Source organism: Nocardia sp. NBC_00881 (assembly GCF_045207455.1).
In the GTDB taxonomy this organism is placed as follows: Bacteria; Actinomycetota; Actinomycetes; order Mycobacteriales; family Mycobacteriaceae; genus Nocardia.
In genome coordinates this window covers 2631429-2646412 of the sequence record NZ_CP108798.1, presented here as the reverse complement: position 1 = coordinate 2646412, position 14984 = coordinate 2631429, and the positions used below count along the sequence as shown (strand labels likewise).

Annotated in this window: 16 protein-coding genes; 7 read left to right on the top strand and 9 right to left on the bottom strand. The window is 68.0% G+C overall.

Annotation, left to right across the window (positions count from 1 at the left end; translation table 11 throughout):
* Positions 1-10: 10 nt before the first annotated feature.
* Entirely contained in the window at positions 11-664 is a 654-nt protein-coding gene (locus tag OH799_RS10270) for a TetR/AcrR family transcriptional regulator (RefSeq protein WP_357261741.1), read from the bottom strand.
* Positions 665-768: 104 nt separating this feature from the next.
* On the opposite strand from OH799_RS10270, the gene OH799_RS10265 reads away from it, so the two are divergent.
* Genes OH799_RS10265 through OH799_RS10250 form a run of 4 tightly spaced genes read left to right on the top strand, consistent with a single transcriptional unit; the run spans position 769 to position 5142 of the window.
* Positions 769-1644, top strand: coding sequence for a metal-dependent hydrolase (locus tag OH799_RS10265; protein ID WP_406278447.1), 876 nt, complete (start codon positions 769-771; stop codon positions 1642-1644).
* Entirely contained in the window at positions 1641-2711 is a 1071-nt protein-coding gene (locus OH799_RS10260) for a PDR/VanB family oxidoreductase (protein ID WP_406278444.1), read from the top strand. The genes OH799_RS10265 and OH799_RS10260 overlap by 4 nt, the downstream gene beginning before the upstream one ends.
* Positions 2712-2749: 38 nt before the next feature.
* Positions 2750-4222: a flavin-containing monooxygenase gene (locus OH799_RS10255; protein WP_406278441.1), complete on the top strand. Its 1473-nt coding sequence runs from the start codon at positions 2750-2752 to the stop codon at positions 4220-4222.
* Between the two features lie 5 nt (positions 4223-4227).
* Positions 4228-5142 carry an SDR family oxidoreductase gene (locus OH799_RS10250; RefSeq protein ID WP_406281964.1) on the top strand — a complete coding sequence of 305 codons (915 nt, stop codon included), beginning with the start codon at positions 4228-4230 and terminating at the stop codon, positions 5140-5142.
* Between the two features lie 166 nt (positions 5143-5308).
* Here OH799_RS10250 and OH799_RS10245 read toward each other — a convergent pair whose 3' ends face one another.
* On the bottom strand, positions 5309-6109 hold the full coding sequence (locus OH799_RS10245; RefSeq protein WP_406278438.1) for a putative protein N(5)-glutamine methyltransferase: 801 nt from the start codon (positions 6107-6109) through the stop codon (positions 5309-5311).
* Between the two features lie 113 nt (positions 6110-6222).
* The gene (locus OH799_RS10240) at positions 6223-7095 is read right to left on the bottom strand and encodes a YdcF family protein (RefSeq protein ID WP_406278435.1); all 873 of its coding nucleotides are present in this window, start codon (positions 7093-7095) and stop codon (positions 6223-6225) included.
* A gap of 197 nt (positions 7096-7292) precedes the next feature.
* On the opposite strand from OH799_RS10240, the gene OH799_RS10235 reads away from it, so the two are divergent.
* Positions 7293-8147 carry a bifunctional 5,10-methylenetetrahydrofolate dehydrogenase/5,10-methenyltetrahydrofolate cyclohydrolase gene (locus OH799_RS10235; RefSeq protein WP_406278432.1) on the top strand — a complete coding sequence of 285 codons (855 nt, stop codon included), beginning with the start codon at positions 7293-7295 and terminating at the stop codon, positions 8145-8147.
* 66 nt (positions 8148-8213) lie between these two features.
* Here OH799_RS10235 and OH799_RS10230 read toward each other — a convergent pair whose 3' ends face one another.
* The 3 genes from OH799_RS10230 to OH799_RS10220 form a co-directional block, all read right to left on the bottom strand.
* Positions 8214-8969, bottom strand: a complete 756-nt coding sequence (locus tag OH799_RS10230; RefSeq protein WP_406278429.1) for a hypothetical protein — start codon at positions 8967-8969, stop codon at positions 8214-8216.
* Between the two features lie 349 nt (positions 8970-9318).
* Positions 9319-10071 (bottom strand): L,D-transpeptidase family protein, encoded by a 753-nt coding sequence (locus tag OH799_RS10225; RefSeq protein WP_406278426.1) that lies wholly within the window; start codon positions 10069-10071, stop codon positions 9319-9321.
* A 203-nt stretch (positions 10072-10274) separates the two neighbouring features.
* Positions 10275-10709 (bottom strand): winged helix-turn-helix transcriptional regulator, encoded by a 435-nt coding sequence (locus OH799_RS10220; RefSeq protein WP_406278423.1) that lies wholly within the window; start codon positions 10707-10709, stop codon positions 10275-10277.
* Between the two features lie 66 nt (positions 10710-10775).
* Between OH799_RS10220 and OH799_RS10215 the strand changes: the two genes are divergently transcribed.
* A complete protein-coding gene (locus tag OH799_RS10215) occupies positions 10776-11678 on the top strand; it encodes an NADP-dependent oxidoreductase (RefSeq protein WP_406278420.1) in 903 nt (300 codons plus the stop codon).
* 63 nt (positions 11679-11741) lie between these two features.
* Here OH799_RS10215 and OH799_RS10210 read toward each other — a convergent pair whose 3' ends face one another.
* Positions 11742-12401, bottom strand: coding sequence for a cyclodeaminase/cyclohydrolase family protein (locus tag OH799_RS10210; RefSeq protein ID WP_406278417.1), 660 nt, complete (start codon positions 12399-12401; stop codon positions 11742-11744).
* Between the two features lie 149 nt (positions 12402-12550).
* Between OH799_RS10210 and OH799_RS10205 the strand changes: the two genes are divergently transcribed.
* Positions 12551-13588 (top strand): LLM class F420-dependent oxidoreductase, encoded by a 1038-nt coding sequence (locus tag OH799_RS10205; protein WP_406278414.1) that lies wholly within the window; start codon positions 12551-12553, stop codon positions 13586-13588.
* A gap of 51 nt (positions 13589-13639) precedes the next feature.
* On the opposite strand, the gene OH799_RS10200 is transcribed toward OH799_RS10205, so the two are convergent.
* A complete protein-coding gene (locus tag OH799_RS10200; RefSeq protein WP_327118434.1) occupies positions 13640-13978 on the bottom strand; it encodes an STAS domain-containing protein in 339 nt (112 codons plus the stop codon).
* Positions 13979-14274: 296 nt separating this feature from the next.
* The gene (locus OH799_RS10195; protein WP_406278411.1) at positions 14275-14979 is read right to left on the bottom strand and encodes an alpha/beta hydrolase; all 705 of its coding nucleotides are present in this window, start codon (positions 14977-14979) and stop codon (positions 14275-14277) included.
* Positions 14980-14984: the final 5 nt, after the last annotated feature.

The window sequence follows — 14984 nt, the reverse complement described above, 5'->3', positions numbered from 1 at the left end:
GAACGAGGGACTAGGCCTCGGTGTCCAGCGTGGAGCGCGCCGTGGCGATCCGTTCGATGACATTCGCGGCGTGCTCGTCGAAACGTTTTCGCGGGACGGCTATCTCGCCGTCCAACCATGGTGGGTAGAGGTAGGCCAGGGCGCCGAAGATGGCACTGGCGTTGAGCGCGTTGTCGAACTCGTCGGGCACCGAGTCGCTCGCACCGATGATCAGTGCGATCGGCGCGGTGAACAATCCGATGAGCTCGTGGGCGTGCGGCATCAGCACCGGCGTGGCCTGAGATTCCACGAACATGATCCGGCCGCGGCGGCGGTCCTCGACCAGGTAGTCGGTGAAGACGCCGACCATGTGGCGGAACATCGCGTCGCGTTCGACCGGCGCATGGGATAGCTCCTCGAGCAGCCGGTCGCGTGCGCCGAGGACCACGGTGTCGAGCACGGTGGTCAGCAGCGCGTCCAGGTTCGGAAAGCTCTCGTAGAAATAGCGCTCTGTCAGCCCGGCCTGCCTGCACACGCCGCGCATCGAAGTCTCCGCGGCGCCGACGGTGGCCATCAACTCCATGCACGCTTCGATCAACTGTTCCCGCCGGGCAGCGACCCGATCGGCGGGAGAGCGTCCGCGCCAGTGGCGCATACCCGGAACCGATCCGTCCGCTTCGACCATGGCGTCATCCTCTCATAGCTACTGAATTGACATCATGTGATGTTGACAGCATGTGATGTCACCAATAGATTGCGAGAACGACGACCATTGACGAGGGGTGTGATATGGGGCCTGACGCCTACGTCGACCAGGCACACGCGATCAACGCGCGCGCCGTCGACTTCGATTTCACCACGGTGCCGATGCATTACATCCCTGGCGAGGCGATGGCCACGCACATCATCAACGTGATGCACTTGGTGCTACCGGAAGGCGAACGCGCGATGGCGCAGGCGCTCGCCGAAGCGCTACCGCTGATCGATGACGAGCGACTACGCGAGGAAGTCCGCGGTTTCATCGGCCAGGAATCCATGCACGCGAACTCGCACGAGAAGGCGCGGCGGCAGCTGGAACGGCTCGGTCTCGAGGTCGGCCCGATGGTCGAGCGGGTCGCGTGGCTGATCGACCGGGTGCTCGGCGACCACGGGCTGACCGGTCGGGCCAAGCACGAGTGGCTGTGCGAGCGGCTGGCGCTGTTCGCCGGCATGGAGCACTACACCGCCGTGATCGGCGAATGGTTGCTGACCAACGACAAACTGGATGCCAAGGGCATGCACCCGGCGATGCTGGACCTCATCCGCTGGCACGGCGCCGAGGAGGTCGAGCACCGCAACGTGGTCTACGACGCGTACATGTACGTCGACGGAGGCTACGCGCGCAAGGCGCGGCAGGCGCTCATCGCCAGTTCGGGATTGTTCGTCCTGTTCGTCATCTCGGGCGGCTACTTGTTCTCCAAGGACCCGTCCAGGAGCAAGGGGCGCTTCTGGCCGCTACAGCTGGCCAGCGCGTCGGTCCGGGGTGTGGTGCCCAGCCTCACTACCTTCTTCACCGAAATCCCGCGTTACCTGCGGCCGGGCTTCCACCCGTCGCAGCTGGGCGCGATGGACAACGCACTGCGCTACCTCGCACAATCGCCCGCGGCACGGGCGGCGGACGCATGACGGCCGTCAGCGAGCGGTTCCGCCCCGGCGCCGCGCTGCGGCTGATCGGTTCGGCGGCCGACGTGTACAAGCGAATCTTTGTCGAAGGCGATTCCGCGCAGCTGCTGTCGCGACCGCACCCGGTGCGGCACATCGGCTACGACTTCGAAGTGGTCGTCGAGCGGATCGAGCAAGAGGCCGACGAGGTGGTCAGCCTGACGCTGCGCGACCCGGACGGTACGCCGCTGCCCGCTTGGACGCCCGGCGCGCATCTCGACGTCTTCCTGCCGTCGGGTCGCCAGCGGCAGTACTCGCTCACCGGCGACCCGGACGACCGCCGCTCCTACCGGATCGCGGTGCGTCTCATCGCCGGCGGGGAGGGCGGCTCCGTGGAGATCCACCGGCGGCTGCGAGCGGGTGACCGACTCCGTGTGCGGGGGCCGCGCAACGCCTTCGCCTTCGTCGAAGCACCCTGCTATCTGTTCGTCGCGGGCGGCATCGGGATCACGCCGATCCTGCCGATGGTCGCCGCAGCCGAACGCGCCGGGGTGCCCTGGCGGCTGATGTATCTGGGCCGCGCCAGGTCGCGGATGCCGTTTCTGTACGAGCTCGCCGAGTGCACCGGCGGCGACGTGGTGGTGCGGCCGGACGACGAGTTCGGCGCCCCGGACGCCCGGATGATCTTCGAGCAGGCACCGACCGGTGCCGCGGTGTATGTCTGCGGGCCGCCTCCGCTGGCAGCGGCCGCGCGAGCGGTGCTCGCCTTGCACGACCCGACGGTCTCGCTGCACACCGAGCGGTTCTCGCCGCTGCCCGTGCGGGACGGCGAGCCGTTCCGTATCCGTCTGCACCGCAGTGGATTCGATGTGGAGGTGGCTGCCGACGAGTCCGCGCTCGCGGCGATCCGCCGGGTGCTGCCGGGTGTCGCGTACTCCTGTCAGCAGGGTTTCTGCGGCACCTGCAAGACCAGGGTGCGCGCGGGCGTGGTGGAGCACCGGGACCGCCTGCTGCCCGACGCCGAACGCGAGCACGCGATGCTGACCTGCGTATCCCGGTCGCGCGGCAGCCAACTCGAACTGGACCTGTGAGTTCGGCGGGCAACGGTGCCCGCGTGGGAGAGGAAGACATGACTGTGCTTGCGGATGCGCGACACGTCCCGATCGCGGTGATCGGGGCGGGCATCGCCGGAGTGGGGCTGGCGGTGTCGCTGCGCGCCGCGGGAATCGACGACTTCGTGGTGCTCGAACGCGCCGACGACCTCGGTGGGACCTGGCGGGCGAACACCTATCCCGGCTGCGCCTGCGACGTACCGTCGCAGCTGTACTCGTACTCCTTCGCGCCCAACCCGAACTGGTCGCGCACCTACGGCACCCAGCAGGAGATCTTGGCCTACATCCGGTCGGTCGCCGTTCGACACGATGTGGTGCGGCATATGCGGTTCGGCACCGAACTGCTGGAGGCGCGCTGGGACGATGCGGCGAGTAGGTGGCGGGTGCGCACCACTCGTGGCGAACTGACGGCCGACGTGCTGGTGTCGGCGGTGGGACCGTTCAGCGAGGCGCAGGTTCCTCGGCTGCCCGGCGCGGAGACTTTCGAAGGAACACAGTTCCACTCACTGCACTGGGATCACGAGCACGATCTCACCGGCGAGCGGGTCGCGGTGATCGGCACCGGCGCATCGGCGGTGCAGTTCATCCCGGAGATCCAGCGGAGGGTGGGCAGACTGACCGTATTCCAGCGTTCGGCGCCGTGGATCGTCTCGCGGCTGGATCGGCGCACGCTGCCCGCCGAACGGGCGCTGCTACGCCGTGTCCCTGCGCTCGGCAAGGCGCTGCGCGGCCTCTACTACACCGGCATAGAGGGATTCGGCCTGGTCGGCTTCGTGGACAAGCGATTCCGGCACCCGTATGAGGCGGTGGCGAAGCTACAGCTGCTGCGCCAGGTCCGCGACCCCGCTCTGCGTCGCAAACTCACTCCCGACTACGTGATCGGGTGCAAGCGCGCGATCTTTTCCGACGCCTACTATCCGGCCCTGACCAAACCGAATGTCGAGGTGGTGACCGAGGGCATCGAGGAGATCCGTGCCAACTCGATCCTCAGCGCCGACGGTGTCGAGCACGAGGTGGATACCATCATCTGGGGCACTGGCTTCGGCGTGCCGCCCGCGGTTTTCAACCGCGTGCACGGCACCGACGGCCGCTCGATCGGTGACCGATACCGAGAACGTCCGAGCAGCTACCTCGGCGCGACGCTCGCGGGATTCCCGAACTTCTTCTGTACGCTCGGGCCGTTCGGCGCGGCGGGCAATCAGTCCGCGATTTATATGATCGAGGCGCAGGTTCGCTATATCGTCGATGCCGTGACCACCATGCGCGCGCAGAACATTCACCGGATCGATGTGCGTGAGGAGGTCCAGCGGGCCTTCCTCGACGAAGTGAGCGACCGCAGCCGCGACACCGCCTGGCTCACCGGCGGCTGCCGCAGCTACTACCAGACGGCCGACGGTGGCAACGCCGGGCTATATCCCAACTGGAGCTTCGAATATCGGCGGCGCACAAGCCGGTTCGATCCGGAGTCCTACGAGGTGCGGGTCCGGTGAGCGTCATGAGCCTGCTGCGTCAGGTGCTGCCGCTTCCCGTCCCGTTCGCCGCGGAAACGCTGGACGTGCGGGGCCGGGTGGTCGTGATCACCGGTGCGGGCACCGGCATCGGCCGGGCGCTCGCCGAAAAGCTCTACGCCACAGGCGCTTCGCTGGCGCTGATCGACATCGACCAAGCCGCCGCGGCGGCGGTCGGACGCTCGATGGGGGAGCGCGCGGTGGTCGTGCGTGCGGACGTGTCCGATCGAATCGGCATGCGCGAGGCGATGTCCAGGGTGCGTGCCCGATTCGGCCGGATCGATGTGGTGGTGGCCAACGCGGGGGTGGTGCCCCAGCCTGCGACGATCCGGACGATGAACCCCGGTGATTTCGATCGCGTCATCGGCATCAACGTGACCGGCGTGTTCAACACGGTGCACCCGGCGCTGGACGACATCATCGCCGCCAAGGGGCACGTCGTGGTGGTCTCGTCCGCCGCGGCGTTCGCGCCGGGCATGGGCGGCTCGCCCTACATGGTGAGCAAGGCAGCGGTCGAGCAGTTCGGCCGGGCATTGCGGGTCGAGCTGGCCGCGGTCGGGGCCACCGCCGGTGTCGCGTATTTCGGTATCGTCGACACCGCGATGACGCATGGCACCCTCGACGAGGACGAGCTGGGCGCCGATCTCGGAGCGCTGCTGCCCTGGCCGCTGAACCGGCGGATCACGGTGCGGGACGCGGCGGAATCCCTTGCGCACGGCATCGAACACCGTTCGCCGCGCACCATCGCGCCGCCGCAGTGGGAGCCGTACGCCCTGTTCCGCGGCGTGATCAACGTGGTCCTCGACAACCAGCTCGCGCGCGACCCGCGCGTGCACGCTCTGATCCACCGCGTCGAACAGCGGATCGCCGAGAGCCGTCCGATCAGCCCTGTGCCGCGCTGAGCCGTGGGCTCGTCGATCACGAGGCGGTCGCGCAGGCCGACGACACCGCCTACGGATTCAACGCCAGCGTGTGGACCAGGTACACCGGCCGCGGCCGGTGTCCCTGCTGTCCGGTGCGATCGACTGGTGATTCGCAGCCATCGCTGACTGTCGTGGCCGACGTCGGTCAGGCGGGGCGGGTGCCGATCACAACGGTCGCGTAGTGCGCGTCGGACTCCGCGATTCGGCCCGCGAGTCCATGTCTTGCCAGCACGGCGAGCGCGACCGGCGCCTGATGCTCGCTGGACTCGACGAGCAGGTGCCCGCCCGGGGCGAGCCAGGAGGGTGCCTCGGCGACGACGCGGCGGAAGATGTCGAGTCCGTCGAGGCCGCCGTCGAGGGCGATACGCGGTTCGTGGTCGCGGGCCTCCGGGGGCATCCGTGCGATCATCTCCGAGGGCACATACGGGGTATTGCAGAGCAGGATGTCGATGCAGCCGCGCAGCTCGCCGGGCAGCGGTTCGAAGAGGTCGCCTTGGTAGACCGGGCCGCCGAGCGGGGTGAGATTTCGGCGGGCGCACTCGACCGCGACCGGATCGATGTCGGCCGCCGTCAGCGTCACCGGGCGTGCCTCGGCGGTGATGATGGTGGCGACCGCGGTGCCCAACGCGCCCGAGCCGCAACACAGGTCGACGATCACCGGGTGGCCGGGCTTGGCGCGGATCAGGTCGACCGCCTCGTCGACGAGGAATGCGGTCCGTTGCCGTGGCACGAAGACGCCCGGGGCCACGGCGATCCGGAGCCCGTGGAACTCGGCCCAACCGAGCAGATGCTCCAGTGGGGTACCGGAAACACGCTGCGCGACGAGCACCTCGAGTGCGGCACCGGTCTCCGCGGCGGCCGCGGTGAGCAGCCGCGCCTCGTCCTCCGCGAACACGCAGCCCGCTGCGCGCAGTTGAGCGACCACATCGCTACGTCCGGCTGACATCACCGATCCATCCTGCCGTGCAACCGCGTGATTCCGCCAATAGATTCGGCGCACCCGGTCGAGGAGGACCCGCACCTGCACAGACCTTCGAGCGGGTGCGGATCCCCGCGAGATCAGCGGGCGGTGTTCAGCTGGAAAGTGCGTATGGCGTCGAGATAGATGCCGCGCTGGGACGGCTTGGCGGGCGGCGGTAGGTGCGAGACCAGCTGCTCGAGCGAGGTCATCGCCCCCACGACCCGGGTGCCCGCGACGATGAAATCGGCGACGGCGCGGCGGACGTGGTTGGGCGAGGTGACCACGATCGCGCTTGTCGCGCCCGCATCCCGCAACATCCTGGTGCTGAACAGGGCGTTCTGCACGGTCGAGCTCGCACGGGTCTCCACGTTGATGCGCGTTTGCGGCACGCCGTGGCCGACCAGCCAGTTGCGCATTGCCTCGGCCTCGGTGATGCCGTTCTGGGGGTTGCCGCCGGTGACCACAATGGGCGAACCGGGAGCCACGAGCGACTGCAACCAGGCGGCGGTCAGCCGGTTCTCCAGCTCAGGGCGCAGCGAGCCGTCCGGGAGCAGCCCGTAACCGAGGACGACGATGCCGGTCTGCGGCCCGGCCAGCGCAGGCAGCGGATTGGGCAGAGTGCCGACCGCGGCGCGGACGGCGCCGAGGACGTTGTCGGTGCCTTGCGCCATCGCAGGGTCGACGATGTGCAGCCGCCCTAAGGCGCCGGCGAGCGCGGGCAGGTCGCCCGCGTAGTCGGACCAGATGGCTTGCAGGGCCAGTGCTTCGGCGTGATTGGGATCGGCCCCGATGAGGGTACGCAGGTCGGCGCGGCCCGCGGCGTCGTTGCCGTCGGTGAAGTTGCGCTGGGCGGAGTTGTAGAGGGCGTCGGTGTCCAGCGCTGCGTATGCGGGAACACCGGCCAGGCCGGTGATTGTGTAGGCCGCGAGCGCTGTCGCGACAAGAAGTTTCCAATGCCTCGAGTTCTTCACTACAGTCGACACCTTTCCGCGGATGAAACCGATTGGTATGTGCTGACAGTTAGCGGAGCAAAGCAGAGATCACAATACGGACGCTTGACCTCGATTTAGTGCAATTGCCGGGAGGATTCTTCAGCCTAATTCTCGGTGCGGGTGCGCAGGTGGACTGCGTGCAACCAGGTAGGGCGACCGGGATAGGGTGTGTCAACGTGGATACCGTTTCGCTGTCCGGCAAGGAACTCGCCGCCGCCATCAACGCCGACACCAAGGGCCGCGCCGCCGCGCTCACCGACCGCGGAGCGGCGCCGCGCCTTGCTCTGATCGTGGCGAACGACGACCCCGCCAGCGCCTGGTATGTGAACTCGCTGCGCAAATCGGCCGAGCGTCTCGGAATCGACTGCGACACCGTCGATCTCGGCGCTGACGCGAGCGCCGACGCGATCCGTCAGGAGCTTGCCGCGCGCGGCACGGACGGCGCCACCGACGCGATCATGCTGCAGACACCCCTCCCCAGTGGCGTCACCCTGGACGACGTGAGCTCCGCGATCGTCGCGACCAAGGATGTCGACGGCGTGAGTCCACTGTCACTCGGCCTGCTCGCGGCGGGACTCGCCGGTTTCGTCCCCGCCACATCCGAGGCGGTGGTCGAACTGCTGAAGTATCACGACATCCCGCTCGCCGGCCGGCATGTCGTGGTCGTCGGCCGCTCCAATATCGTCGGGAAGCCGCTCGCCCAACTGTTACTCGCCGAGGACGCAACCGTCACGGTGTGCCATTCCCGCACCGCCGACCTGGCGGCGGTCACCGTCACCGCCGATGTCGTGGTCGCCGCGGCGGGTCGCATCGGCCTGGTCTCCGGCAAACACGTCCGCGGCGGCGCGGTGGTAGTCGACGTCGGCACCAACGAGGCGCCCGACGGCAAGATTGTCGGCGATGTCGACGCGGAGTCGGTGCGCGGCAGGGCCGCGGGCCTCAGCCCGGTGCCGGGCGGTGTCGGCCCGGTCACCACCGCCCTGCTGATGCGCCACGTGGTGGTTGCCGCGGAAAACGCACGTAGGAGTTGAGGCTGCTGCCAAGCGTCGATCCTTCCGGGTCGACGTACTGGTCGGGCCGGGGAACCGGGGCAGAATTCAACCCCGGCTGATCGCGTTGATCAGGGTGCGGTTGCCTTCTTTGGCGGTGGAGACTATCTGCGGGTTGTAGGCCATCGGGCCGTGGCCGGGACGATGTTCCGTGATCACGACGACGTACTGACCCGCGAACGCGCCAGGGGTGATTGCCAGGCAGTAGGTGGTGCCCGCCGGGATGGAGTCGATGCCCTCCTGGATGGCGTGGGCGGTGGGGACCGCGGCGTTGGCGGTGGCGGTGGCGCGGGCCTGCTCGCCGGAGCGCGACACGTAGTAGGCGTGCTGGAAGGCGAAGATTGCGGCCGGTCCGGAGTCGAAACCCCCGATGCCGTTGCCCTGGATCCGGTTACCGACTCGCTCTGCCGGACACTGGTTGCCGGGTCGTGCCGCGGGCGGGTTCGCCTGTGTCGGCGCGGACGGCCCGGCCTGCTGGTCGGAGCCGCCGCCCCAGAACTGCGTGAAGGCCGCGAAGGTCAGAGCGGCGATGGCGAGCGTGCCGAGAAGCGGTGGTGCCCACCGGCGCTTCGTGCGCCGCGGGCGGGAGCGATCGATCAGCCCGGGGAATTCGCCTTCGTAGCGCTCGGGTTCGGGCGGTGGTGCGGTGAGCTGCGGTGCGGTGGGTAGCCTGTCGACCCATGCGGACCAGTCGCCCCGGTACTCCTCGTCGCCCGTGGAGGACTTGTCCGGCCCACCATGTCCGGTGAGTTGAGGATTCCCGCGGTTGTAGCCCGGTCGTGCGCTCATCTCCGGTCGATCCATCGCCCCACCTTCATCAGGTCACAGTCAGGTTGTCCGCACCGGCCCGGGCGCGCTCCGCCGCGTTCGTCCAGCCGAATGGGAGAATACTGCCCGATACCTGGTTCGAGTACTCGCTCGTGCATTCAGCGGGCGGGCGTGTCGAGTGCGGCGAGTAGGTCGCACAGGGGTTTCGCGCTGCGTAGTCGAGAGCGTCGCGAGCAGTTCCTCGGCGGACGCGCGACGCGTCTCGGTCGCGCGGGTCGTGCGGCGCGGCCCTCGTCGGCGTGACCAGGGTCGCGCGTCGGTCGGCGGGGTTGGGCGAGCGCGTGACGAGTGCCACCGCTGAAACATTGCCGCAGGGCGCTGGGCGTTACCAGTGCGTGACCACCGGGTCGCCGACGCCGATCGCGTGGTAGACCCATTCGGCGTCATCGGGCGCCAAGTTGACGCAGCCGTGGCTGACGTTCGAATTGCCCTGCTGCTCTACCGACCACGGGGCGGAATGAATGAAAACCCCACTCCATGTGAGGCGTTCGGCGAATTCACCCTTGATGACGTAGCCCTCGGGTGAACTCAGCGGAATGCCGATGGTGCGCGAGTCGAACACCACCGAACGGAACTTCTCCAGCACCGGCCAAGTCCCCGACGGTGTCTCCCAGCCCGGCTTACCCATGGAGGCGGGCATCGTCCGCACGACGTTGCCGCCGACGCGGAGGGTGAACGTGTGTGCTGACATGTCCGCGTCGCCGACGACTCCCGCGTTGGTTCGGAAGTCCGTGCGCGCGTTACCGACTGCGACAGAGATACGGGCGTTGGCGGGCAGGAACCCGGTCGGCGTCCACATCGCCTCACGGTCGTCGGTCCACGCGAATGTGCCCGCGACTGGCTGGATAGTTCTGATAGCTATGGATTCTTCCGCGCGTGCGCGATCCGCGACGGGAGCGGCGAAACGAATGGTCACGGGATGAGCGACGCCCACCACCTGGCCGTTCGAAGGTTCGATCGCTGCCACCGCCTGCGCGGAGGGCGTTTCGATCAGCATCGCTGTCGCCGCACCCGACCCGAACGCGGCGAGTGCCACGATCACGGTCGCGAGGAACAAATACCGAATTGCGCTCCTCATGGCTTCCACCCCTTCGAAATGGTGTGGTAGGCAAAGAAACATTCTAGGCCCGCGTGATCAACTCGACCGGCGATAACCTGGTCCACGGTCCAGTTGTGACCCGGCGGAGCTGCCTACACTGATCGGCTACCCGGTCGGACGCGAAGGAAACCTAGCGCTGCCGCAGGCACGGTTTCAGGGGAACGCGGGAGCGAGGTCGCCGGTCAGCGAGAGGGGCCGGACGTGAGCGGCTGCGGCGCGGTTATCGCCCGCGCGTCGAATTCCGCTCGCGCGGTGAGGATTCGGTCCTGGTGCTGCACCGCCCAGACACCCATGGCGTGGCTGAGTTCACCTATGCTCGCGCCGAGCTCGGTGAGGGAGTACTCCACCCGCGGCGGCACCGTGGGGTAGACCGCACGGCGGACCAAGCCCTCACGCTCGAGGTTACGCAGGGTGCGGGTGAGCATCTTCTGAGTGATGCCGTCCAGGCGGCGGCGCAGATCGTTGAAGCGGACCGGTCCGTCGCTGCCGCGCAGCACGCTCAGCACCAGCATGACCCACTTGTCGGCAAGGACGGCTAGCACCTCGCGCGCTGGGCAGTGGTGCAAATAGCTCTCGACCAGGGTCGGAGAATCGGACCGACCACATGCAGTATCCATTGGGAACCTCGGTATCAAGAAGGTGCCTTCTTTCCAGAAGGTACCAGGGCCCCGCAGAATCGTCATATGCTCGCGATAACGCAGAAAGTCTTCGGTGGTCCGGAAGTACTCGATATCGAGGAGGTCGATCGACCGCGTCCCGGCGCAGGCGAGGTGCTGGTTCGGGTAGCCGCGACCAGCGTCAACCCGGCCGACTGGAAGGTGCGCGCCGGGCTCGTCGACAGGATCGGTGAACCACCGCTCACGCTCGGCTTCGACGTCTCCGGCATCATCGAGGAGCTCGGCCCCGGGGTGGACCGCTTTGGTGTGGGAGATGCGGTATACGGCATGGTGTTCGGCGGTGCGAACGCCGAATATGTTGTCGTGCAGGTCCATACGTTGGCGCCGAAGCCGCACCACATCGACCACGTGCACGCGGCGGCATTGCCGACGGCCGCGCTGACGGCGTGGCAGGCGCTGGCCGCGATCGGCGCGGAACAGCGCATCCTTGTGCACGCGGCCGCCGGCGGGGTGGGGCATCTCGCGGTGCAGATGGCGAAGCATCGCGGCGCGTACGTGATCGGCACCGCGCGCACCGTCAACCACGAGTACCTGCGCGGGCTGGGCGCCGACGAGCTGATCGATTACACCGCGACCGATTTCGGCACCGCGGTGCGCGACCTGGATATCGTGCTGGACCTTGTCGGCGGCGAATACGGTTCCCGTTCGGCGCGGGTGCTGCGGCCCGACGGCAGGTTGATAGACACGCAGGGCTCGGACGCGGAGGACGACCCGCGCTACGAGCGCTTCTATGTGGAACCGTCCGGGGTCTCGCTGCGTGAGATCACCACCATGGTTGATCACGGGTATCTGGGCGTCACGATCGACCAGGTGCTGCCGCTCGCGGAGATCGCGAAAGCCCACCAGATCAGCGAATCCGGCCGGGTGCGCGGCAAGATCGTGCTGGTTGCCTGGAATCCGCCGGCCTGACAACGCCGGAACGCAAGGGCGCCGGTGGCGGAATCGGCCACCGGCGCCACTTCGAAGCCGACGCTAGCTGCGCACCGCATGTACGACGTCGGCGTGCAGGGCGTCCGCGCGAGCGGTCAATTCGTTGATGCGAATCAGGACGGTGGCGAAACGATCGCCCTCGCCCGCGGGCAGCGACGCCACGTTGATCTCGATGTTGAGCTGCGAACTCGCCGCGGCGGCGCGGCAGGCGTCGGCTGCGGCGCCGATGTCGGTAACCACGTTCGGGTTCCCGATCGGGAACAACTCCGCCGCCAGCGTCAGCACCTCGTCGGCCTCGTCGACGACCGCGGCGGGCACCCGCGCGGCTTCGATGAGCGCGGCATTGATCGCGGCGGTGCGGGCGGCGAGGTTCTCCGGGGTGTCTTTCGGTAGCTTGTAGGCGGCGCCGACGGCCGTGAACGCGGCTGCGTCGGCATCGGCCAGCGCCAGAGCCCGGTCGCGGGCGGCATCTGCGGCCTCGATGATGCGATCGACCACCGGGCGGTTGTCGGCGTCCTTGGCGCGGGTGGTGTAGCGCGCCACCATCGCCACCAGCGCTGCCGCCTGCGCGGCGTGCAGCGCGGCCACCGCGCCTCCGCCCGGCGCGGGAATCTTGGCGGCCAGATCGCTCAGGTACTGCGCGAGGTTTGCCCTGCCGAAGGACGACGCAGTTTCCGTGGACGAGGTGCTGGGCTGCGACACGAGAGTGTTGCCTTTCGTTCTACGGCGAGGGATGGTCAGGAATAGACGCTACTCGGTTGCGCCGCCGGTCCGGCGGATACCACCGCCTGTCGTACGTTCCCCTGTGGCCGGTGCGTGGGCGCCGCTCAGCCGCCGTTATGTTGAGTGCTATGCGGATCGGATTGGGCATCAACTACTCGGGCGGTTTCAAGGAGGCAGCGGCGGAAGTCGCGGATCTCGAACGGGCTGGTCTGGACATCGTATTCGTCCCCGAGGCGTACTCGTTCGACGCGGTGAGCGCGCTTGGCTACCTGGCGGCCAAGACCACGCGCCTGCAGCTGGCCTCGGGCATCCTGCAGATCTACACCAGGACCCCGAGCCTGACCGCGATGACCGCGGCGGGCCTGGACTTCGTCTCCGACGGACGCTATGTGCTCGGTCTCGGCGCGTCCGGCCCGCAGGTGGTCGAAGGATTCCACGGCGTGCCTTACGACGCGCCGATCGGCCGCACCAGGGAGCTGGTAGAGATCTGCCGGAAGGTCTGGCGGCGCGAACGCCTGGAATACCAGGGCAAGTACTATCAGATTCCGCTGCCCGCCGGGCAGGGCACCGGACTCGGCAAGCCCCTGAAGTTGATCAATCACCCGGTACGGGAACGCATTCCGGTGCTGCTTGCCGCACTCGGCCCGAAGAACGTGGAGCTGGCCGCCGAGATCGCCGAGGGCTGGCAGCCGATCTTCTTCCTGCCGGAGCGGGCGAAGCAGGTATGGGGTGATGCGCTGGCAGCGGGCTCGGCCAAGCGCGATCCCACACTCGGCGAACTGGATGTCTACGCAGGCCCGGCACTGGCCATCGGCGAGAACGTGGAACACCTGCTCGAGTTCGTGAAACCGCATCTGGCGCTCTATATCGGCGGCATGGGCGCCAAGAGCAAGAACTTCTACCACGCGCTGGCCACGAAGTACGGCTACGGCGCCGAAGCCGACCGCATCCAGGAGCTGTACTTGGCGGGCAAGAAGGACGAGGCCGCGAAGGCCGTGCCGGACGACCTGGTGCGTGATATCTCCCTGGTCGGCCCTGCGAGCTACGTCAAGGAGCGGGTCGTGGCCTTCGAGGAGGCGGGCGTGACGGTCTTGAACGTCGTCCCGATGGCGGCGACTCCCGCCGAGCGGATCAAGCTGATCGAGCAGCTGCGCGAGTTGGTGTGAGAAAGGCCGCTGCGCCGCTATCCGGGGATGACAGCGGCGCAGCGGCTCCGGTCAGCTCTGCCGGAACGCTGCCAGCGCGGCGTCCAGGGTGGAATGTAGCGCGAACACCTGATCCAGGCTGGTCATCTTCAGCTGACGGCTGGTCGCGGGGCCGTCGGCGACGACAGCGATCGCGGTCGCGGCACCCGCGCGCTGGTGGGCCGCGACGAGCGTCGCCATGCCCGCCGAGGCGAGGAAGCTGACCGCGGTGAGGTCGATGATCAGGGCCGCGGGTTTGCCGCTGAGGATGGCCTCGATCGCATTCTCCAGCGCCGGCGCTGTTGCCAGATCGACCTCGCCGGCCACCGTCAGCACCGTCGCGCCGTCCTGCGCCGCGATCGTGGTGGTCATCGTGTCCGCGAGGGGATACGCGTCTCCGGAAGTGTTGGTCACCTCACCACAACACACAAATCGCAGCAGATTTGCAACATTTGAGTGTTCATAGCACTAACCATCCTTCGTTCGCCCGGCCTACCCGGGCGATGACTCCACAGCGTCGCGGTCACCGACGCCATCGGGTGCCTCCCGCTCTCTGTTCGTGCACAGCCCCGCCCACGACATTCCCTTGAAAAACCTCGCCGCCATTCTCGACCCGGGGCCGCGGTCGCGGCACCCGGCTGGTAAGCCGGACGCCGCAACCGCGCACGTCAGGCCGGCGAGGTGATCGGCCGGCCGAAGTGCCGGGCGAAGAACCGGACCCCGCTGTCGGCCTCGAACCGGGGCAGCTCCTTGTGCTTGCCCGAGTTCGCGTGCAATGACTTCTCATCTGAGGCGAAGGCGTCGAACAGCGCGAGACCCTCCTCGCGCGAGATGTGCTCGTCGTCCCACTGCAGGTCGAACTCGATCGGGATGGTGATCTGCTTCGCCTTCTCGGCCAGGACATCGGGCCAGTGCTGGCCGAAGACCGCGGCGGTGATCCTGGGCTCGATCGCCACGAACGGTATGCCGATCGCGGTGCCCATGTTGATGCCCCAGAAGCCGACCGGCCCTTCGGTGCCGATCTCCGGAAGTTTCTGGAGGGCGTTCAGGGTCGCCTGGTACTCGGGCACGGCGAGCTCCGCCAGGTGCGCGTTGTAGCGCACGACGATCGGGCCTTCCGGCTTGCCCGCCGCCCGCGCCCGGAACAGCTCGGCGATTTCCGCCTCGTCGTGTGTCGTGCGCGGCCGGTCGCCGTGACCGGGCGCGTCGATGACGGCGACGTGGAAGCCGCAGCCGGTCACGAGGAGACGGGCGCGGCCGGACGTCGCCGGATGTTTCTTGTGGTTGCCGCCGCCGTGGGCCATCAGGACCAGGGGTGCGCGATCGGCTGCGCCGGAAGCCGGCGACCAGAGAACGCCGGGGATGCCGCCCACGATGA